The sequence below is a fragment of the Pseudomonas sp. R3.Fl genome (assembly GCF_023516765.1).
Lineage (GTDB): Bacteria > Pseudomonadota > Gammaproteobacteria > Pseudomonadales > Pseudomonadaceae > Pseudomonas > Pseudomonas citronellolis.
The window spans coordinates 2120705-2140632 of sequence record NZ_JAMGSO010000001.1 but is presented as its reverse complement, the minus strand read 5'-3'; the positions used below and the strand labels follow the sequence as shown (position 1 = coordinate 2140632).

Here is a 19928-nt window from a genome sequence, read left to right as displayed (position 1 = left end):
CGGAAAGCCCTGGCTACAGGTGCAAGAGAAGCTCTGACGTAGGATGGGTTGTTGCGATACCCATCACCATGGCCCGATGGGTATCGCTTCGCTCAACCCATCCTACGAGGCACGCCCCGGTGCGTCCGCCGTGTCAACCGATCCACGGCCCGCAGCATTTCTTCAGCTTGCCGCCGGCGCCGCACGGGCAGGGATCGTTGCGGCCCAGCTTGAGCGGCACCGTCGGGTCGAGGAAATACCAGCGGCCGTCGCGCTGGACGAAGCCGGAGCATTCGCGGTGGCTGTGCTCGCCGTTGGCGTCGTGCCAGCGCGCGGTGAAGGTGACGCGGGCATGCTCGGGCGTGCCGCCGAGCACCTCGTGGCTTTCCACCTCCAGGCCCAGCCAGGTGCTGCCCAGGCTCCAGGCGCGGATGGCCTCCAGGTCCAGGCCGGGCTGCTGGGCCGGCAGCGTGGTGTCGCGCAGGTAGTCCACCAGGCCCAGGGCGTAGGCGCTGTAGCGCGAACGCATCAGCGCCTCGGCGGTGGGCGCCGGCTGGCCGGCGTGCAGGCGGCCGCAGCAGTCCGCCAGGGACAGGCCGCTTCCACAGGGGCAGCAGGGCTCGGTCATGGTCACCACCAGTACTTGCCGAAGTTTTCCGGGTTGGCCCAGAACTTGGCGTTCAGCCAATCCGGGACCTGCTTGTATTCACGCAGATCGTAGGTGAACAGCGTGAGTGTCTGATCGTCGCGCTGGAAGCGTTCGCTGGCCTGCATGCCCAGGGCGTAGAAGTCGGTTTCGGCGACGCCGGCCTCGGCCAGGTCGACCAGCACGGCGACGCGGCTGCTGTTGAGGTTGCGGATGCCGCCGACCAGTTGCAGCGCCGCGCGCCGCTCCAGGTGTTCCAGGCAGTCGGCCAGCAGCGCCAGGTCGTAACGCTGCGCCGCCAGTTCCGCCGGCAGCTCGCCCGCGGCGGCGCCGTGCACCTGGCAATCGGGGTGGGCCTGGCGGAAGGCTTCCACGGCGGGAATGCCGCTGGCGCCTACCAGCAGCAGGCGTTGCGGGGCGTAGCGGTCGAGCAGGGCGGCCAGCGCCTGCTGGGGCGTGCGATCGGAAATCATCGGTGTGCGGAAACTCTCGTTCGGAATGCGCAGAGACTAGCCTGTGAACCCCTTCATGGCCTAGTGCTGGCGTATTCGTGCATCGCCGTCTTTACTCGGTAATTGTCGGTTCAGACCCATCTCACAGGAGAGACTGATATATGAGCATCAAAAGGACCGCTTTACCCCTGCTGCTGGTAAGCACGCTGCTCACCGGTTGCGCAGGGTTGCAGAAGTCCGACTGGCCGACCTGCGCATTGGTCGGTGGTGTAGGGGGCGCTGGCCTGGGCTCCATCGAAAGCAGTGCCTGGGCGGGCTGGGGCGCGTTGATCGGCGGCGTGCTCGGCGCGTCCTACTGCTGGGTGCATGGCGAAGGCGAGAAGGTGGTCGAGGCGCCGCCGCCCGCACCGGCTCCCGAACCGGCTCCGGCACCGCTGCCGAAGGAAGAGACCATCGTTGTCAGGGACCTGCACTTCGCCTTCGACTCGTCGAAGATCGACAACCGTGACAAGGACAAGCTCGACACCATCGCCACCCGCCTGAAAGAGGAAGCCTCCACCACCACGCTGGATATCTCCGGCCACACCGACAGCGTCGGCACCGACGCCTACAACCAGAAACTGTCCGATCGCCGCGCCCACGCGGTGGCCAACTACCTGGTGGATGCCGGCGTGCCTGCCAGCAGCATCAAGTCGGTGGAAGGCTACGGCGAAAGCAAACCGGTCGCCGACAACAAGACCAAGGAAGGCCGCGCGGAAAACCGTCGCGTGGAAATCCTGATCAAGCGCCAGTGACGCCCGGCGTGTGCTGAAGCGAAAGGGGCCTTTGCGCCCCTTTCGTGTTTCCGCCGCCTATGGAAATCGTCACCGCCTCCGGAGTATGGTGCCGGCACAAGAAACCGGGGGAGCATCTACATGAAGGCTTTTGTGGGGCTGGGCAAGCTGGTTGCCCTGTTGTTCTGGCTGGCGGTGCTGGCCAATCTGCTGCATCCCTTCGCCCATCCGTTCGCGACCCTGCTGAAGGTCGCCGGGGGCCTCATCCTGCTGATCCACATCCTTGAACTGCTGGCGCTCGGCGCACGCCTGAAGGGGCGTTCGTCCCCCTGGCTGGACCGCATCCAGGTCCTGCTGTTCGGCATCTTCCATTTCCTCTCGCTGCCGGCGCCGGCCAAGGAGGGCAGCCATGCGTAAGCTGCTGCTGGGTCTGATGCTGCTGGCGCCGATCGAGGCCGCCAGCGCGGCTTCCGTGCAGGTGGAGGCCAATACCGTGCTGCGCCTGCCGGTGAAGGGCGAGTCCCTGAGCCTGGAGCGTGTCCGCGTGGCGGAGGGCGGCGCGCTGCTGATCCCGTCGCGGGTGAAGGTGCTGCACATCGACGAACTCGACCTGCAGAAGAATGCCCGCCTGGGCGTGTTCCCCGGCGAGCAGCCGCTGCGCATCGAGGTGGCCCGCGGGCACCTCGCCGATGGCAGCGTGATCGCCGCCCAGGGCGCTTCCGGCAGCTTCCATCGTCCGGCCAGCGCCGGCCGGACCCTGACCCTGCGCCTGCAGGACGTGCAGGTGGAGAACCTGATGGTCGACGTGCGCGGCGGCGTCGGCGCGCCGGGCTACGACGGCCTCGACGGCGCCAACGCGCGCAGCGGCGGTTGCCTGTGGGGCGGCGCGGAGCAGGGCGGCGACGGCCAGGACGCTGGCGACGGCCAGACTGGCGGCGCCGGCGGCGTGGTGCGCCTGGAGGTGCCCCAGCAATTCCCCGTGGAGTCGCTCAAGGTGCGCCTGGAAGGCGGCGCCGGCGGTGCCCCGGGCCAGCCGGGCAAGGCCGGCGCGCGCAGCGGCGAGAAGGGCTGCCTGCTGTACTCGGTGGACGGTGGCAAGGCCGGCCACGACGGCAACACCGGCAAGCCCGGCCCCAGCGGCGCCCAGGGCCGTCTGGACATCGTGCGTTTCTGACTGAAGCCGGCGCGGGCCCCGCGGCCCGCGCCAGCGCTTACCAGTGCGGGCGCGCGGCGACTATCGCCACCAGCGCCAAGCCCAGCAGCAGGTTGCCGCCCACGGTGCGGCGGACGCGCCCCAGCACCGCGCCGCCGGCGGGCCAGTCGGACGCCTCGATGGCGCGGCGCAGCTCCGGCAGCTGCAGCGCCTGCACCCGCAGGAACAGCGCCAGCATCGCCACGTACAGCCCCATCATCACCTGCACGTAGCGCGGCGCGCCGGCCACGCCGTTGAAACTCAGCTGCAACATGCCGATACCAGTCACCGGCAGCACCAGCACCGCCACCCAGACCCAGACGAAGAAGCGCCGGAACACCTCGGCCCACAGCTTCAGCCGCGCCGGCGCATCCAGCGCGGCGACGGCCGCAGGCCGCAGGATCATCCAGGCGAAGAACATCCCTCCGACCCAGACCAGGGCGGCCAGGACGTGCAGGGCGTAGACGGGGGCAAAGGCGGTCATTCGGCGATCTCCGCTGGCGGTTGAAAATAAGCGCGCTATCATAGCCGCCCAATCGAACCACTGAAAATTTATCCAGCATCGGGATGTATCCCGCATGCCCGGGAATTCCATGCTCAGCAACGAACTCAAGGCCACCATCCAGGGCGCCTACACGCGCTTCCTGGAAGCCAAGGAACTCAAGCCGCGCTACGGCCAGCGCCTGATGATCGCCGAAGTGGCCAAGGTCCTGGGCACCATCGAGACCGACGAGGAAGGCCATCGCACCGGCGAGGCCGCGGTGGTGGCCGTGGAGGCCGGCACCGGCACCGGCAAGACCGTGGCCTACAGCCTGGCCGCCATTGCCTGCGCCAAGGCCGCCGGCAAGCGCCTGGTGATCGCCACCGCCACCGTGGCGCTGCAGGAGCAGATCGTCCACAAGGACCTGCCCGACCTGCTGCGCAACAGTGGCCTGGCCTTCAGCTTCGCCCTGGCCAAGGGCCGCGGCCGCTACCTGTGCCTGTCCAAGCTCGACCACCTGCTGCAGGAAGGCCAGGCGCAGAACGCCACCGCCCAGCTGTTCGAGGAAGAAGGCTTCCGCATCGACGTCGACGAGAGCGGCACCAAGCTGTTCAACCAGATGATCGAGCGCCTGGCCGGCAACCGCTGGGACGGCGACCGCGACTCCTGGCCCGAGGCCATCGAGGACGCCCATTGGGCGCAGCTGACCACCGACCACAGCCAGTGCACCAACCGGCATTGCCCGAACTTCCAGCAGTGCGCCTTCTACAAGGCGCGCGAGGGCATGACCAAGGTCGACGTCATCGTCACCAACCACGACCTGGTGCTGGCCGACCTGGCCCTGGGCGGCGGCGCCATCCTGCCGGACCCGCGTGAGACCCTCTACGTCTTCGACGAAGGCCACCACCTGCCGGACAAGGCCATCGGCCACTTCGCCCACTTCACCCGCCTGCGCGCCACCGCCGACTGGCTGGGGCAGGTGGAGAAGAACCTGACCAAGCTGCTGGCGCAGAACCCGCTGCCCGGCGACCTCGGCCGGCTGATCGAGCAGGTGCCGGAACTGGCCCGCGAGCTGCGCACCCAGCAGCAGTTCATGTTCACCGCCTGCGAGGAGATCGGCGACTTCCGCGCCGGCGAGGACATGGAAGGCCGCGAGCGCCCGCGCCACCGCTTCGAGGGCGGGGTGGTGCCCGAGCACATCCGCGAGATGGGCATCGAGCTGAAGAAGGGCTTCGCCAAGCTCACCGACCTCTTCACCCGCCTCACCGACCTGCTCAAGCAGGCCATGGACGGCGAGGGCACCGCCGGCGTCGCCAGCTACCAGGCCGAGGAGTGGTACCCGCTGTTCGGCAGCCTGCTGTCGCGCGCCCAGGGCAACTGGGAACTGTGGACCGCCTTCACCTGCGAGGACCCACAGGACAGCCCGCCCATGGCGCGCTGGCTGACCCTCGCCGAGAGCGGCAGCTTCTACGACATCGAGGCCAACGCCAGCCCGATCCTCGCTGCCGAGACCCTGCGCCGCAACCTGTGGAACGTGGCCTACGGCGTGCTGGTGACCTCCGCCACCCTGACCGCCCTGGGCACCTTCGACCGCTACCGCATGCGCGCCGGCCTGCCGCGCGCGGCGGTCACCGCCGTGGTGCCCAGCCCCTTCCACCACGCCGATGCCGGCCTGCTGCGGGTGCCGGACCTGAAGGCCGACCCGCGCGACGCCGCCGCCCACACAGCGGCCATCGTCCGCGAGCTGCCGGCCATGGTCGAAGGCGCGCGGGGCACCCTGGTGCTGTTCGCCTCGCGGCGGCAGATGCAGGACGTGTTCGACGGCCTGGAGCGCGACTGGCGCAAGCGCGTGCTGATCCAGGGCAACCTGTCCAAGCTGGAGACGCTCAACAAGCACAAGTCGCGGGTCGACGACGGCGAGCCCAGCGTGCTCTTCGGCCTGGCCAGCTTCGCCGAGGGTGTCGACCTGCCGGGGGCCTACTGCGAGCACGTGGTGATCGCCAAGATTCCCTTCGCGGTGCCGGACGACCCGGTGGAGGCGGCGCTCTCGGAGTGGATCGAGGCGCGCGGCGGCAACCCCTTCATGGAGATCGCCGTGCCCGACGCCTCGCTGCGCCTGGTGCAGGCCTGCGGGCGGCTGCTGCGCACCGAGCAGGACCGCGGCACCATCAGCCTGCTGGACCGCCGGGTGGTGACGCAGCGCTACGGCAAGGCCATCCTCAACGCCCTGCCGCCGTTCCGCCGCGAGATCGCCTGAGGCGTGCGGCACCCGTAACAGGGGACGGCGCGCCGTCCCAGGTCGCAAACCCCGGTGGCGCCCGGCGCTGCCCCAAGGACAAGGTTGCATGCGTTCATCCCGTTGGCATCTGCCCCTGCTGTTCAGCCTGAGCCTCGCCTGCGCCCCGCTGTGGGCCGCGCTCAGCGACGACACCCTGTTCAACTTCGTCAAGCCGATGGCGGTGGTCAGCGTCGGCCTGCAGGACGCCGACCTGCCCAGCTCCACCGCCGAGGCCACGCCCGAGGGTGAGATCCTGCGGCGGGTGAAGTTCCATCCGGCGGCGCGCCCCACACTCACCCTCAAGCCCGCCGGCGGCAGCTGGGACTGGTCGCGGGCCGACGCCATGAGTCTGCGCATCCAGAGCGCCATGGACTGGGCGCTGACCCTGGAGATCGACATCGACAACCTCGACGGCACGCCCGGCCTGCACGCCAGCATCGCACTGCCCGCCGGGCCGGCGCAGACCCTACTGGTGCCGCTGCAGGCCACCGCGCCGCAGCTGTTCGGCATGCGCGCCGGGGTGCCGATGCCGATGAGCCTCGACGGCCAGCGCGTGCTCATCGCCCCGGTGGTCACCGGCGAGCTGCAGCGCAACAAGGTCGGCGCGGTGCGCATCTACCTGAACGCCCCGAAGGCGGCCCAGGACATCCTCGTCGGCCGCTTCGGCACCCGTTCCGGCGGCGACGAGCTGCGCAAGGCCTACACCGGCATCATCGACGCCTATGGCCAGTCCACCCGCAGCGACTGGCCGGAGAAGGTCAAGAGCATCGAGCAACTGGCCAACGCCTGGAAGGCCGAAGGCGAGCAACTGAAGAAATGGCAGGCCCAGGCGCAGCCCACCGACACCTTCGGCGGCCTGCTGGAAGGCCCGGACTTCCAGGCCACCGGCTTCTTCCGCACGGAGAAGCGCAACGGCCGCTGGTGGCTGGTGACGCCGGATGGGCACCCGTACTGGTCCCTGGGCGTGAACACGGTGAACAGCGAAAGCAGCCAGACCTACGTCGAAGGCCGCGAATACATGTTCGCCGAGCTGCCCGCCGAGGGTGAGCCGCTGGCCGACTTCTACGGCCAGAGCGACGACCGCGACGGCGTCGGCGCCCAGCAGGGCAGGGCCTTCGGCCACGGCCGCTGGTACGACTTCTACGCCGCCAACCGCTACCGCGCCACGGGCGGGCTGAGCGGCCAGCCGGCCGCCGACGCCTGGCTGGAGCGCACCCTGGCGCGCCTCGATGCCTGGGGCTTCAACGGCCTGGGCAACTGGAGCCAGCCGGCTTTCGCCGGCGCCTCGCGGATACCCTACAGCCTGCCGCTGGCCATCGGCGGCGACTACGCCACGGTCAGCACCGGCTACGACTGGTGGGGCGCCATGCCCGACCCCTTCGACCCGAAATTCGCCATGGCCGCCGAGCGCGCCATCGCTATCGCCACCCGCGACCACCGCGAAGACCCGTGGCTGCTCGGCTACTACGCCGACAACGAACTGGCCTGGGCCGGACAGGGCAGCGAGCCGCGCAACCGCTACGCGCTGGCCTTCGGCACCCTGGCGCTGTCCACCGACAGCCCGGCCAAGCGCGCCTTCATCAAGCAACTGAAGGACAAGTACCACGAGCACGAGGCCCTGGCCGAAGCCTGGGGTGTCGAGCTGGGCGCCTGGGAAGACCTGGACGCGCCGGGCTACCAGGCCCCCGCGGTGCAGGCCGAACATCCGGCCATCGAACAGGACTACAGCGCCTTCCTGCGCCTGTACGCCGACCAGTACTTCAAGACCCTGCGCGACTCCCTCAGCTGGCACGACCCCAACCACCTGCTGCTGGGCGGGCGCTTCGCGGTGAACACCCCCGAGGCCCTGGCCTCCTGCGCGCAGTATTGCGACCTGCTGAGCTTCAACCTCTACGCGCCGACGCCGCAGCAGGGCTACGACGCCGCCTACGTGCGCAGCCTCGACAAGCCGGTGCTGATCAGCGAGTTCCACTTCGGCTCGCGCGACCGCGGGCCGTTCTGGGGCGGGGTTTCCGAGGTGTACAACGAGCAGCAGCGCGGCGAGCGCTACCAGCAGTTCCTCGCCGCCGCGGTGAAGGACCCGCAGATCGTCGGCGCGCACTGGTTCCAGTACCTCGACCAGCCCGCCAGCGGCCGCCTGCTCGACGGCGAGAACGGCCACATCGGCCTGGTCGGCATCACCGACCTGCCGTTCGCCGGCTTCATCGACGCGGTGCGCAAGGGCAACCAGCAGGTGATGAAGGCCATGCTGGACGAGGCCCGCGCCGCCGCCAAGGCAGCGCCCGAGGCGCCCACCCCGCGGGTCGACCCGGACGCCACCGCCAGCGCCGCACAGGACGTGCCGGCCGCGCAATAGAACGGCATTCGCCGCGGCCATGATGGCCGCGGCCCTACCCAGGTCGGGTTCACAAGCCGGCGGGGTGCTGGAAGAATGCGCCTTTCGTCCCCAGCCCGGAGTGCCCCATGACCCTGCAAGGCCATTGCGACAGCCGCTTCACCCCCGTAGCCGACGCCTTCGCCGCGCTCTTCGAGGACCCGCAGGAACGAGGCGCCGCGCTGTGCATCCAGGTCGGCGGCGAGACCCTGGTGGACCTCTGGGCCGGCAACGCCGGCAAGGACGAAGGCCAGGCCTGGCAGGCCGACACCATCCTCAACCTGTTCTCCTGCACCAAGACCTTCGCCGCCGTGGCCGCCCTGCAACTGGTGGGCGAGGGCCGCCTGGAGCTGGACGCCCCGGTGGCGCGCTACTGGCCGGAGTTCGCCGCCGCCGGCAAGCAGGCCATCACGCTGCGCCAGTTGCTCTGCCATCGCGCCGGGCTGCCGGCGCTGCACCAGATGTTGCCCGCCGAGGCGCTGTACGACTGGCAGGCCATGACCGCCGCGCTGGCCGCCGAAACGCCCTGGTGGACGCCGGGCAGCGAGCATGGCTACGCGCCCATCACCTACGGCTGGCTGATCGGCGAGGTGATCCGCCGGGTGGATGGCCGCGAGCCCGGCACCGCCATCGTCGAGCGCACCGCCAAGCCCCTGGGGCTGGACTTCCACATCGGCCTGGACGACGCCGAGTTCCCGCGCGTGGCGCACATCGCCCGGGCCAAGGGCAACCTCGGCGACGCCGCTGCGCAGCGCCTGCTGCGCACAATGATGAGCGAGCCGAACGCGCTGACTACCCGCGCCTTCACCAACCCGCCGTCGATCCTCACCAGCACCAACAAGCCCGAGTGGCGGCGCATGCAGCAGCCGGCCGCCAACGGCCACGGCAATGCCCGCGCCCTGGCCGGTTTCTACGACGGCCTGCTGCAGGGCAAGCTGCTGGATGCCGCGCTGCTCGCCGAGCTGACCTGCGAGCACGCCCGCGGCGAGGACCGCACCCTGCTCACCGGCACCCGCTTCGGCCTGGGCTGCATGCTCGACCAGCCGGAACTGGCCAACGCCACCTACGGCCTCGGCCCGCAGGCCTTCGGCCACCCCGGCGCCGGTGGCTCGGTGGGCTTCGCCGACCCCGAGCGCAGCCTGGCCTTCGGCTTCGTCACCAACACCCTCGGCCCCTACGTGCTGATGGACCCGCGCGCCCAGAAGCTGGCGCGCATCGCCGGCGACTGCCTGTAGGCGCCCCGGGCCAGATGCCGCGCAGCGCCAGGCCGACGAAGCGGCGGAACCTTCCGCCGCGGCTCCGCTCGAATGGCGACTTCATGGGGAAACCGCGCCGGGTTTCGTCGCGGTTTTCCCCCCGCTGATACGGCCGGGGTTCCACCGCTCGTCAGTTGAAGAGCAAAATACCCATTTCCCTTAGTAAGTTATGTTCGAATCTTGATTCGCGACATTAACTTGTGTCCGTCCCTGTTGCCCAAGACCGTCCAATGGAATTCCGCCCATGAGACTGCTCAAGCTTTCCACCCTGACCCTCTGCGTCACCCTCGGTGCCTGCAGCCACTTCCAGTCCCAGGACGCCGCCGCGCCGGCGCCCAGCCAGGCCAAGGCCGATGGCGGCAGCCACTGGTGGTGGCCGTTCGGTAACACCGAAGCCAGTGCCCAGGCCGAGACCAAGGCTCCCGCCGCGGTGCCCAAGCCGGTGGTGGCCCAGGTGGACGCGGCCACCGACAAGTCCGCCGGTGGCCACTGGTGGTGGCCCTTCGGCGATTCCGCCTCGGCCCAGGCCAAGGCCGACAACCCGGTGGCCGCGCCCAGCGCCCAGGACACCAAGGCCTGGCTGGACCAGCATGAAGCCGCCGTGCGCGCCGCCGTGGCCGGCAGCAAGTTCAGCGTCGAACGCCGCGACAACGCCCTGGTGCTGACCGCGCCGGTGGACGGCTCCTTCAATCCCAAGCGCCAGGAACTGCTGCTGCCGATCACCCTGGCGCCGCTGGCCAACGTCGCCAAGATCGTCGAGAAGGACCCGCAGGCCGGCGTGTTCATCCTCGGCCACAGCGACAGCAGCGGCGACAAGGCGGCCAACGACAAGGTCAGCCAGCAGCGCGCCGTGGCCATCGCCGCGATCTTCCGCCTGAGCGGCCTGGGCAACGACCGCCTGCGCTACAAGGGCGTGGGCGACGCGCAGCCGATCGCCGACGACAAGACCAAGGCCGGCCGCGCCAAGAACCGCCGCGTCGAAGTCATGCTGACCCCGCGCGGCGGTCTGCTGGCCCTGGCCCAGAGCAACTGAAGCAGCGCGGCGCTTGTCGCCGGTCAAGCAATCTCGCCTGCCACTGGTTAAGCTAATGCACTGGCTTTTTCGAGGAGACGACGATGGCCCAGACCCTGGCCGACATGCGCCGCGAATACACCCGGGACGGACTCTGCGAGACCTTGGCGCCCGCGGAGCCCTTCGTGCTGTTCCAGCAATGGTTCGAGGACGCGGTGAAGACCGAGCAGTTGCCGGTCGAACCCAACGCCATGACCCTGGCCACGGTGGACACCGACGGCCAACCGCACTGCCGCGTGCTCCTGCTCAAGGGGCTGGATGACCGCGGCTTCACCTTCTTCAGCAACTACGACAGCGCCAAGGGCGACCAACTGGCGGCCAACCCGCGCGCGGCCATGACCTTCTTCTGGCCGGCCCTGGAGCGCCAGGTGCGCATCGAAGGCCGGGTGGAGAAGGTCTCGTCGGAAGAGTCCGACGCCTACTACCGCGTGCGCCCGCTGGGCAGCCGCCTGGGCGCCTGGGCTTCGCCGCAGAGCCGGGTGATCGGCAGCCGCGAGGAGCTGGAACGGCTGCTGGCGGAAACCGAGAAGCGCTTCATGGATATCGCCCCGCACTGCCCGGACCACTGGGGCGGCTACCGCCTGCTGCCGCAGCGTATCGAATTCTGGCAGGGTCGCCCGAGCCGCCTGCACGACCGCCTGAACTACCGCCTGGTCGACGGCGCCTGGCAGCGCGAGCGCCTGGCGCCCTGAAGCCCCGCACGGTGCTTTTCGTAGGATGGGTTGAGCTTGCGAAACCCATGCGGTCATGGTGATGGGTATCGCTTCGCTCAACGCCATCCTACGGCGGCTCGTACAAAGCTCCGCGTCCTTCTATGTAGGAGCGCGCCCTGCGCGCGATTCGCGGGCAGGGCCGGGCGGGCACGGCTTCTCGTAGGAGCGAGCTTGCTCGCGAATGAGCCCCGCAGCTGAGTCTGTTCGCGAGCAAGAACTAGGCGTCCCCCTCGATCCTACGAAGAGCGTTCCGGCGCGGCCTGCAAGACAGTTGCTCCTACAGGCGTAGGGCGTACAACCGTTCGCGGTTGTACGCCGTTACACCCATCCCAGCATCGACACCATGGCCGAGCTGAACCCGCAGTCCGCCCCGGTTCCCGGCATGAGTCCGAGTGGGATACGGCCAAGGTCAGGCGGCGGATAACCGTGAACGGTTATCCGCCCTACGCCAACCCTTTCCTCCGCTGCACGGCGTTGTAGGATGCCCCCTACATACCGACACCGGACCCGCCCATGAAACTCGTCATCGCCCCCGATTCCTTCAAGGAAAGCCTGTCCGCCCCCGAGGTCGCCGCCGCCATCGCCCAGGGCTGGTCGCGGGCGCGGCCGCTCGACGAGATCCTGCTGCGGCCCATGGCCGACGGCGGCGAGGGCACCGTGGATGCGGTGCTGGCGGCCACCGGCGGCGAGCGCCGCGAATGCGCGGTGCGCGGGCCGTTGGGGTCGCCGGTGCGGGCCCACTGGGGCTGGCTGGAGGAGGGCGCCGCGGTGATCGAGATGGCCGCCGCCAGCGGTCTGCACTGGGTCGACCCGCAGCTGCGCGACGCCACCCGCACCACCAGCTACGGCACCGGCGAGCTGATCCGCGCGGCGCTGGACGCCGGCGCGCGCAAGATCATCCTCGGGCTCGGCGGCAGCGCCACCAACGATGGCGGCATGGGCCTGCTGCAAGCCCTGGGCGTACGCTTCCTCGACGAACGCGGCGAGCCCCTGGGCGACGGCGGCGCGGCGCTGGCCGGACTGCACGCGATCGACCTGGCTGGCCTGGACCCGCGCCTGGCCGGGGTCGAAGTGGAAGTCGCCGCCGACGTGAACAATCCGCTGTGCGGCGAGCATGGCGCCTCGGCGGTGTTCGGCCCGCAGAAGGGCGCCAGCCCCGAGCAGGTCCGCCAGCTCGATGCCGCGTTGGCGCGCTACGCCGAAGTCGCCGCGCGCACCCTCGGCCAGGATCACAGCCTGTTCCCCGGTGTGGGCGCGGCGGGTGGCCTGGGCTTCGCCGCGCGGGCCTTCCTCAGGGCGCGCTTCCGTCCCGGCGTGGAGCTGGTGGCCGAGGTTTCCGGCCTGGCCGAGGCGCTGCGGGGCGCGGACCTGGCGATCACCGGCGAGGGCCGCCTGGACGAGCAGAGCCTGCACGGCAAGACGCCCATCGGCGTGGCTCGGCTGGCACGGGAGGCCGGGGTTCCGTTGATCGCCCTGGCCGGCAGCCTGGGCAAAGGCTATGGTCGCTTGCACGAGGCGGGCATCGCCGCGGCCTTCAGCCTGGTCCCGGGGCCGATCAGCCTGGCCGATGCCATGGCCGGCGCCGCGGGCGAGCTGGAGGCGCGCGCCGAGGAACTGGCGCGCCTGTGGAGCCTGGCTCAGCCGGCGCGGTAGTCGTCGGCGGCGCGCTGCAGCCAGGCCGGTAGCTCGCTGCGCGACACGCCTTCGTCGCGGGCCAGTTGCAGGCACTGCAGCAGGTACTCGCGCTTGTGCGGGTCGTCGCCGGCCAGCGACAGCGCCAGGTCGCGGTCCATCCAGCGGCGGATGCGCACGAACAGCCACCAGTGGAAGTACAGGCCGGCGGCGGTGGTGACGACGATGATGAAGTAGTCCATGGGCCTTCCTCGTGGGGATGCTGACCTTACCCCAGGCGGGATGGGGGAATGAACGCGCGCTTTTGCCGCAGCTGTCGGAAGAAGCTGTACGGCGGCTGAATCGAACGAAAACTTTGACCTGGCCGGCGTGACAGCAAGTGGCGCGGCAGAGTCTAATATTCACATATCTATCCGGAGGTTCCCGTATGCGTAAATCCGCCTTCCTGCTCGCCGGTTTCACTGCAGTGGCCCTGGCCCTCGGCGGCTGCCAGTCCAGCCTGACCGGCGACACCTACAGCCGTGACGAGGCCCGCACCGTGCAGAACGTGCGCTGGGGCACCATCGAAGCCCTGCGTCCGGTGAAGATCGAGGGCACCAAGACGCCGATCGGCGCCGCGGCGGGCGCCGCCGTGGGCGGCATCGGCGGCAGCGCCATCGGTGGCGGCAAGGGCAGCTACGTGACCGCCATCATCGGCGCCGTGGCCGGCGGCCTGCTGGGCGCGGCCACCGAAGAGGGCCTGACGCGCACCCAGGGCGTGGAGATCACCGTCCGCGAAGACGACGGCAGCTCCCGCGCCTACGTGCAGGAAGTCGACCAGGGCGCCATCTTCCGCGTCGGCGAGCGCGTGCGCATCCTGACCGTCAACGGCACCAGCCGCGTTTCCCACTGATCGGCCCGCTCCGCCCACCCGGGCGGCAGCCTTTCCTGGCGCGCGACACCGGTTTCCGGTGTCGCGCGCTATCGTTTCCGGGTAGCGCTTTTTCCCGTGCCCAGCCTTTCGTAATAGTTCTATCCAAGACGCGCATTCGATAGATATGGATAATCGCCCGGTTCCATGGCTTTCCTGGTAAGTCAGCCATGTCTGAAGGATTAAGGAGAAGGTGATGATGCTGGCGCTGTTGATCGCGCTGCCTTTCCTGGGCTGTTGCCTGCCGGCGCTGTTCGAGCGCCTGGGCCGCAACGCCTGCGCCGCGGCGGCGGCCGTCGCGCCACTGCTGGGCCTGGGGCTTCTGTTCGGCCAGCGCGGCGTGCTCGGCGGCGAGCGGCTGCTGGCGCGCTACGACTGGCTGCCGGAGCTGGGCCTGAACCTCAGCCTGCGCCTGGACGGCCTGGGCTTCCTGTTCGCCCTGCTGATCCTCGGCATCGGCCTGCTGGTGATCCTCTACGCCCGCTACTACCTCTCCGAGCGCGAGCCCACCGGGCGCTTCTACGGTTTCCTGCTGCTGTTCATGGGTTCCATGCTCGGCGTTGTGCTCAGCGAGAACCTGCTGCTGATGCTGGTGTTCTGGGAGCTCACCAGCCTGTCGTCGTTCCTGCTCATCGGCTTCTGGAGCCACCGCTCCGACGCCCGCCGCGGCGCGCGCATGGCCCTGGCGGTCACCGGCGGCGGGGGCCTGGCGCTGCTCGCCGGCATCCTGCTGATCGGCCAGGTGGTGGGCAGCTTCGAGCTGAGCGACGTGCTCGCCGCGCGCCAGGTGCTGCAGGCCAGCGCGCTGTTCCCGCTGATCCTGGTGCTGGTGCTGCTGGGCGTGTTCACCAAGTCGGCGCAGTTCCCCTTCCACTTCTGGCTGCCCCACGCCATGGCGGCGCCCACGCCGGTGTCGGCCTACCTGCACTCGGCGACCATGGTGAAAGCCGGCGTGTTCCTGCTGGCGCGCCTGTACCCGGCGCTGGCCGGCAACGACCTGTGGTTCTACCTGGTCGGCCTGACAGGTCTGGCGACGCTGCTGCTGGGCGCCTTCCTGGCGCTGTTCCAGAACGACCTCAAGGGCCTGCTGGCCTACTCGACCATCAGCCACCTGGGCCTGATCACCCTGCTGTTCGGCCTGGATTCGCCCATGGCCAACGTCGCGGCGATCTTCCACATCATCAACCACGCCACCTTCAAGGCCTCGCTGTTCATGGCCGCCGGCATCATCGACCACGAGACCGGCAGCCGCGACATGCGCCGCATCAACGGCCTGTGGAAGTACATGCCGCACACCGCGGTGCTGGCGATGGTGGCTTCCGCGTCCATGGCCGGGGTGCCGCTGCTCAACGGCTTCCTCAGCAAGGAGATGTTCTTCGGCGAGACCCTCTCGCAGAACATGGCCGGCGCCTTCAACTGGCTGATCCCGACCCTCGCCACCGTGGCCACGCTGTTCTCGGTGGCCTATTCGGTGCGCTTCATCCACGACGTGTTCTTCAACGGCGAGCCGGTCGACCTGCCGAAGACGCCCCACGAGCCGCCGCGCTACATGAAGGTGCCGGTGGAGGTGCTGGTGGGCCTGTGCCTGCTGGTGGGCATGGCCCCGGCCTGGACGGTGGCGCCGCTGCTGTCGGCGGCCGCCTCGGCGAGCCTGAACGGCGCGCTGCCGGCCTACAGCCTGGCGATCTGGCACGGCTTCAACGCGCCGCTGGCGATGAGCCTGATCGCGCTGGTCGGCGGCATCGCCCTGTACCTGCAGCGGCGGCCGCTGTTCGCCTGGTTCGCCGGCCTGCCGGCGGTGGACGCCAAGGAGGTGTTCGAGGCGCAGGTACAACGCCTGGCGCGCTTCGCCCGTGGGCTGACCGGGCTGCTGGAGAACGGTTCGCTGCAACGTTACGTGCTCTGGCTGCTGCTGGCGGCCGTGGTGGTGGTCTGCGCCGGCCTGGCGGGCCTGCCCGCGCTCGCCGGCAGCCGCGCCTTCGTCGAGGTCGACGCCGTCACTGCCCTGTGCCTGGCGCTGCTGGCCCTGGCCGGGCCGCTGACCGTCGTGTTCCACCGCCAGCGCCTGGTGGCGCTGGTGCTGCTGAGCATCGCCGGGCTGTTGGTGGCCCTGGCCTTCGCCCGCTTCGCCGCGCCGGACCTGGCGCTGACGCAACTGGCGGTGGAAGTGGTGACCATGGTGCTGCTGATGCTCGCGCTCTACTACCTGCCGCAGCGCACGCCGAAGGAAAGCAGCAGCCTGCGCGGCCTGCGCGACTTCCTGGTGGCGCTGGCCTGCGGGGTGATGGTGGCGCTGCTGGCCTACGCGGTGTTCAGCCGGCCCTACGACAGCATCGCCGGCTACTACCTGCAGCACAGCGTTTCCGGCGGCGGCGGGCACAACGTGGTGAACGTCATCCTGGTCGACTTCCGCGGCTTCGACACCCTGGGCGAGATCAGCGTGCTGGCCATCGCCGCGGTGGGCATCTTCGCCCTGCTCGACGGCCTGCGCCTGCCGCGCCGCGCCCGCGACGCCGAGGGCCTGGCCTGGTCGGCCGACGCCCACCCGCCGATCCTCGCCACCCTGGCCCGGCTGCTGCTGCCGCTGGCCCTGCTGGTGGCGGTGTTCATCTTCCTGCGCGGGCACAACCTGCCGGGCGGCGGCTTCATCGCCGGGCTGGTCACCGCGGTGGCGCTGATCCTCCAGTACGTCGCCTGCGGCAGCCGCTGGGTGCATACCCGCTTGCCGCTGAACTACTCGCACACGGCCGGCCTGGGCGTATTCGTCGCCGGCCTCACCGGCCTGGGCAGCTGGGCCTTCGGCTATCCCTTCCTGACCTCGTCCTTCGGCCACTTCCAGCTGCCGCTGGTGGGCGAGTTCGAGCTGGCCACGGCCATGCTCTTCGACCTGGGCGTCTACCTCACCGTGGTGGGCGCGACCCTGCTGATCCTCGCCGGCCTCGGCGAGCTGAACGCGCCGCCGCAGCCGGCGCCGGCCAAGGAGGCCCGCTGATGGAAGCGCTGTTCGCCATCACCCTCGGCCTGCTCACCGCCAGTGGCGTGTACCTGCTGCTGCGGGCACGCACCTTCCCGGTGGTGCTGGGCCTGACCCTGATCTCCTACGCGGTGAACCTGTTCCTCTTCGCCATGGGCCGCCTGGCCGGCGAGCCGGCGGTGCTGGGCCAGGTGGCCAACCCCGGCGACCCGATCCCGCAGGCGCTGGTGCTGACCGCCATCGTCATCGGCTTCGCCATGACCGCCTTCGTCATCGTCCTGGCCCTGCGTGGCCTGGCCGAGACCGGTGACGACCACGTCGACGGCAAGGCGCGGGAGGAGGGCGAATGAATCACCTGCTGATTGCGCCAGTCCTGTTGCCGCTGTTCGCCGGCTGCCTGCTGCTGCTCGCCGGCCACGCCTCGCGCGCCGCGCGGGGTATCTCGCTGCTGGCCACCCTGGCGCTGCTGCCGCTGGCCGCGCTGCTGCTGCAACAGGCCGCCGGCGGCCAGGTGCAGTTCTACGCCCTGGGCAACTGGCAGCCGCCGTTCGGCATCATCCTCGTGCTCGACCGCCTGAGCGCGCTGATGCTGCTGGCCAACGCGGTGCTGGCCAGCTTCGCCCTGGTCTATGCGCTGCGTGGCGACGACCGCCGTGGCAAACACTTCCATGCGCTGTTCCAGTTCCAGCTGCTGGGCCTCAACGGCGCCTTCCTCACGGGCGATCTGTTCAACCTGTTCGTGTTCTTCGAGATCCTGCTGATCGCCTCCTACGCGCTGCTGCTGCACGGCGGCGGGGCAGGGCGGGTGCGCGCCGGGGTGCACTACGTGGTGCTCAACCTGGTGGGCTCGGCGTTCTTCCTGATCGCCGTGGGCGTGCTCTATGGCGTGACCGGCACTCTGAACATGGCCGACATGGCGGATCGCGTGGCCCAGTTGGGGGCGGCCGACGCGCCGCTGGTGCGCGCCGCGGCGCTGCTGTTGCTGGTGGTGTTTGGCCTCAAGGCGGCGTTGCTGCCGCTGTACTTCTGGCTGCCGCGGGCCTATGCCGAGGCCAGTGCGCCGGTGGCGGCGCTGTTCTCGATCATGACCAAGGTGGGCATCTACTCGATCCTGCGGGTGTACACGCTGGTCTTCGGCGACCATGCCGGCGAGCTGGCCAACCTGGCCCAGGCCTGGCTGTGGCCGCTGGCCCTGGCAGGCATCCTGGTCGGCACCTTCGGGGCGTTGGCAGCTACCCGTCTGCAGGGCCTGCTGGCGTACCTGGTGGTGATTTCCGCCGGCACCCAGCTGGCGGTGCTGGCGCTGGGCTCGGCGCAGTCCCTGGCGGCGCTGCTGTTCTACCTGCTGCACAGCACCTGGGTGGTGGGTGGGCTGTTCCTGCTCGCCGACCTGATCGCCCGCCAGCGCGGCGACAAGGCCGGCCTGCTGGTGCAGGGCCCGGCACTGCTGCAGCCGCAGCTGCTGGGCGCGCTGTTCTTCGTCGGCGCCATCGCGGTGGCCGGGCTGCCGCCGTTCTCCGGCTTCTTCGCCAAGCTGCTGATCCTGCGTTCGGCCAGCGGCGGCGAGGCGCTGGCGCTGTGGGCGGTGGTGCTGGGCAGCGGCCTGCTGGTCACCGTGACCCTCAGCCGCGCCGGCAGCGCGTTGTTCTGGAACACCGGGCGCACCGTCCTCGGCAACGCCGAGCGTGACCCGCTGCGCCTGCTGGCGGCGGTGGCGCTGCTGGCTGCGGCCGTGCTCCTGGTGCTGTTCGCCAAGCCGCTGCAGGCCTACCTGCAGGCCACCGCCGAGCAGTTGCTGGACGTCGACCTGTATCGCCGGGCGATCCTGGCCGGAGGTGGCGCATGATCCGCCGCCTGCTGCCGCATCCGCTGCTCAGCCTGTGCCTGTTGCTGGGCTGGGTGCTGCTGGTCGATGACTTCTCCTTCGGCCACTGGCTGCTCGGCGCCGTGCTCGGCCTGGCCTTGCCGCTGCTGTGCCGCGACATGCTGCTGGCGCCGCTGCGCATCCGCCGCCCGGGCCTGCTGCTGCGCTTCATCGGCCTGGTGCTGTACGACATCGTCATGGCCAACCTGCAGGTCGCGCGCCTGGTGCTCGGGCCCACCGGCAAGCTGCAGCCGGGCTTCGTCGAGGTGCCGCTGGAACTGCGCGAGGATTTGCCCATCGCCATCCTCGCCAGCGTCATCACCCTGACCCCCGGCACCGTCTCCGCCGACCTCAGCGCCGACCGCCGCAGCCTGCTGGTGCACGGCCTGGACGTGCCCGACGCGCAGGCCCTGGTGGCGGACATCAAGGCGCGCTACGAGGCGCCGCTGAAGGAGGTGTTCGAATGCTCGCCTACGTGATCCCGCTGTGCCTGGCGCTGATCGCCCTGGCCCTGCTGCTGACGGTGGCGCGCCTGGTGCGCGGGCCGAGCGCGGCCGACCGTATCCTGGCGCTGGACACCCTGTCGGTGGAGGCCATCGCGCTGATCCTGCTGTACGGCCTGTGGAGCGGCAGCGGCCTGTACTTCGAGGCGGCGCTGCTGATCGCGGTGATGGGCTTCGTCAGCACCGTGGCGCTGTGCAAGTTCCTGCTGCGTGGAGACATCATCGAATGAGCCTGTTCGTGGAAATTCTCGTCAGCGCGCTGTTGCTGGGCGGCAGCCTGTTCGCCCTGCTCGGCGCCGTGGGCCTGTACCGCCTGCCGGACTTCTACACGCGCCTGCACGCGCCGACCAAGGCCTCGACCCTCGGCGTGGGCGGCGTGGCGCTGGGCTCGCTGCTGTACTTCAGCACCAGCGGCAACGGCGTGAGCCTGCACGAGGTGCTGATCACCCTGTTCCTGTTCATCACCGCGCCGGTCAGCGCCCACCTGCTGGCCAAGGCCGCCATGCAGGCGCGCCTGCCGCGCACCCCGCGTACCCGCGGGGAGCCTTGGGAGTAGCTTCCGGCGTAGGAGCACTATCTTGCCAACTGCGCCGAGGTGCTCTTCGTAGGATCGAGGGGGACGCCTAGTTCTTGCTCGCGAACAAACCCCGCTGCGTAGCCTGTTCGCGAGCAAGCTCGCTCCTACGAGAAGCCGTGCCTGCCCGTACGGTTGGAGCGGCGCGGTTCGCGGATGAGATCCGCTCCTACGCTGCCCCACCCACGTCATTCCCTGTAGGAGCGCGCCCTGCGCGCGAAATCGCGGACGGAGTCCGCTCCTACGGGTGGGAGA

20 protein-coding genes are annotated in these 19928 nt (G+C 69.9%); 16 read left to right on the top strand and 4 right to left on the bottom strand.

Annotated features, from left to right (window positions below):
- Positions 1-133: 133 nt before the first annotated feature.
- The gene (locus M8R19_RS09190; RefSeq protein WP_043272511.1) at positions 134-607 is read right to left on the bottom strand and encodes a YchJ family protein; all 474 of its coding nucleotides are present in this window, start codon (positions 605-607) and stop codon (positions 134-136) included.
- A gap of 2 nt (positions 608-609) precedes the next feature.
- A complete protein-coding gene (locus tag M8R19_RS09185; RefSeq protein WP_074976643.1) occupies positions 610-1098 on the bottom strand; it encodes a DUF6231 family protein in 489 nt (162 codons plus the stop codon).
- 140 nt (positions 1099-1238) lie between these two features.
- Between M8R19_RS09185 and M8R19_RS09180 the strand changes: the two genes are divergently transcribed.
- The 3 genes from M8R19_RS09180 to M8R19_RS09170 all read left to right on the top strand — a co-directional run bounded on the left by M8R19_RS09180 (position 1239) and on the right by M8R19_RS09170 (position 3024).
- Complete coding sequence (locus M8R19_RS09180; protein WP_009620687.1) at positions 1239-1871, top strand: OmpA family protein; 633 nt, start codon at positions 1239-1241, stop codon at positions 1869-1871.
- A gap of 120 nt (positions 1872-1991) precedes the next feature.
- A complete protein-coding gene (locus M8R19_RS09175; protein WP_116422459.1) occupies positions 1992-2267 on the top strand; it encodes a DUF1145 domain-containing protein in 276 nt (91 codons plus the stop codon).
- Positions 2260-3024, top strand: a complete 765-nt coding sequence (locus tag M8R19_RS09170) for a collagen-like protein (protein ID WP_249917630.1) — start codon at positions 2260-2262, stop codon at positions 3022-3024. Before M8R19_RS09175 ends, M8R19_RS09170 begins: the two co-directional genes overlap by 8 nt.
- 37 nt (positions 3025-3061) lie before the next feature.
- Here M8R19_RS09170 and M8R19_RS09165 read toward each other — a convergent pair whose 3' ends face one another.
- Positions 3062-3526, bottom strand: coding sequence for a CopD family protein (locus tag M8R19_RS09165; protein WP_249917629.1), 465 nt, complete (start codon positions 3524-3526; stop codon positions 3062-3064).
- Between the two features lie 109 nt (positions 3527-3635).
- On the opposite strand from M8R19_RS09165, the gene dinG reads away from it, so the two are divergent.
- From dinG to M8R19_RS09135, 6 genes are all read left to right on the top strand, one after another.
- Positions 3636-5780, top strand: coding sequence for an ATP-dependent DNA helicase DinG (gene dinG / locus M8R19_RS09160; RefSeq protein ID WP_074976639.1), 2145 nt, complete (start codon positions 3636-3638; stop codon positions 5778-5780).
- Between the two features lie 88 nt (positions 5781-5868).
- Positions 5869-8157, top strand: a complete 2289-nt coding sequence (locus tag M8R19_RS09155) for a beta-galactosidase (protein ID WP_249917628.1) — start codon at positions 5869-5871, stop codon at positions 8155-8157.
- A gap of 107 nt (positions 8158-8264) precedes the next feature.
- Entirely contained in the window at positions 8265-9410 is a 1146-nt protein-coding gene (locus tag M8R19_RS09150; RefSeq protein WP_249917627.1) for a serine hydrolase domain-containing protein, read from the top strand.
- A 265-nt stretch (positions 9411-9675) separates the two neighbouring features.
- A complete protein-coding gene (locus tag M8R19_RS09145; protein ID WP_249917626.1) occupies positions 9676-10464 on the top strand; it encodes an OmpA family protein in 789 nt (262 codons plus the stop codon).
- An 83-nt stretch (positions 10465-10547) separates the two neighbouring features.
- Positions 10548-11195, top strand: coding sequence for a pyridoxamine 5'-phosphate oxidase (pdxH, locus tag M8R19_RS09140; protein WP_249917625.1), 648 nt, complete (start codon positions 10548-10550; stop codon positions 11193-11195).
- Positions 11196-11729: 534 nt separating this feature from the next.
- The gene (locus tag M8R19_RS09135) at positions 11730-12869 is read left to right on the top strand and encodes a glycerate kinase family protein (protein WP_249917624.1); all 1140 of its coding nucleotides are present in this window, start codon (positions 11730-11732) and stop codon (positions 12867-12869) included.
- Here the strand turns inward: M8R19_RS09135 and M8R19_RS09130 are convergent.
- Positions 12854-13090, bottom strand: a complete 237-nt coding sequence (locus tag M8R19_RS09130) for a hypothetical protein (RefSeq protein ID WP_009620668.1) — start codon at positions 13088-13090, stop codon at positions 12854-12856. The two genes, M8R19_RS09135 and M8R19_RS09130, sit on opposite strands and share 16 nt — an antisense overlap.
- Before the next feature lie 185 nt (positions 13091-13275).
- Between M8R19_RS09130 and M8R19_RS09125 the strand changes: the two genes are divergently transcribed.
- The 7 genes from M8R19_RS09125 (at position 13276) to M8R19_RS09095 (ending at position 19655) form a co-directional block, all read left to right on the top strand.
- Positions 13276-13740: an outer membrane lipoprotein gene (locus M8R19_RS09125; protein WP_009620666.1), complete on the top strand. Its 465-nt coding sequence runs from the start codon at positions 13276-13278 to the stop codon at positions 13738-13740.
- A gap of 214 nt (positions 13741-13954) precedes the next feature.
- Positions 13955-16750: a monovalent cation/H+ antiporter subunit A gene (locus M8R19_RS09120; RefSeq protein ID WP_249917623.1), complete on the top strand. Its 2796-nt coding sequence runs from the start codon at positions 13955-13957 to the stop codon at positions 16748-16750.
- Complete coding sequence (locus M8R19_RS09115; protein WP_061560898.1) at positions 16750-17082, top strand: Na+/H+ antiporter subunit C; 333 nt, start codon at positions 16750-16752, stop codon at positions 17080-17082. Before M8R19_RS09120 ends, M8R19_RS09115 begins: the two co-directional genes overlap by 1 nt.
- Entirely contained in the window at positions 17079-18578 is a 1500-nt protein-coding gene (locus M8R19_RS09110) for a monovalent cation/H+ antiporter subunit D (RefSeq protein ID WP_249917622.1), read from the top strand. Before M8R19_RS09115 ends, M8R19_RS09110 begins: the two co-directional genes overlap by 4 nt.
- Positions 18575-19075 carry a Na+/H+ antiporter subunit E gene (locus tag M8R19_RS09105; RefSeq protein ID WP_249917621.1) on the top strand — a complete coding sequence of 167 codons (501 nt, stop codon included), beginning with the start codon at positions 18575-18577 and terminating at the stop codon, positions 19073-19075. The genes M8R19_RS09110 and M8R19_RS09105 overlap by 4 nt, the downstream gene beginning before the upstream one ends.
- The gene (locus tag M8R19_RS09100) at positions 19060-19329 is read left to right on the top strand and encodes a K+/H+ antiporter subunit F (RefSeq protein ID WP_043272521.1); all 270 of its coding nucleotides are present in this window, start codon (positions 19060-19062) and stop codon (positions 19327-19329) included. Before M8R19_RS09105 ends, M8R19_RS09100 begins: the two co-directional genes overlap by 16 nt.
- On the top strand, positions 19326-19655 hold the full coding sequence (locus tag M8R19_RS09095) for a Na+/H+ antiporter subunit G (RefSeq protein ID WP_116422449.1): 330 nt from the start codon (positions 19326-19328) through the stop codon (positions 19653-19655). Before M8R19_RS09100 ends, M8R19_RS09095 begins: the two co-directional genes overlap by 4 nt.
- The last annotated feature ends 273 nt before the right edge of the window (positions 19656-19928 follow it).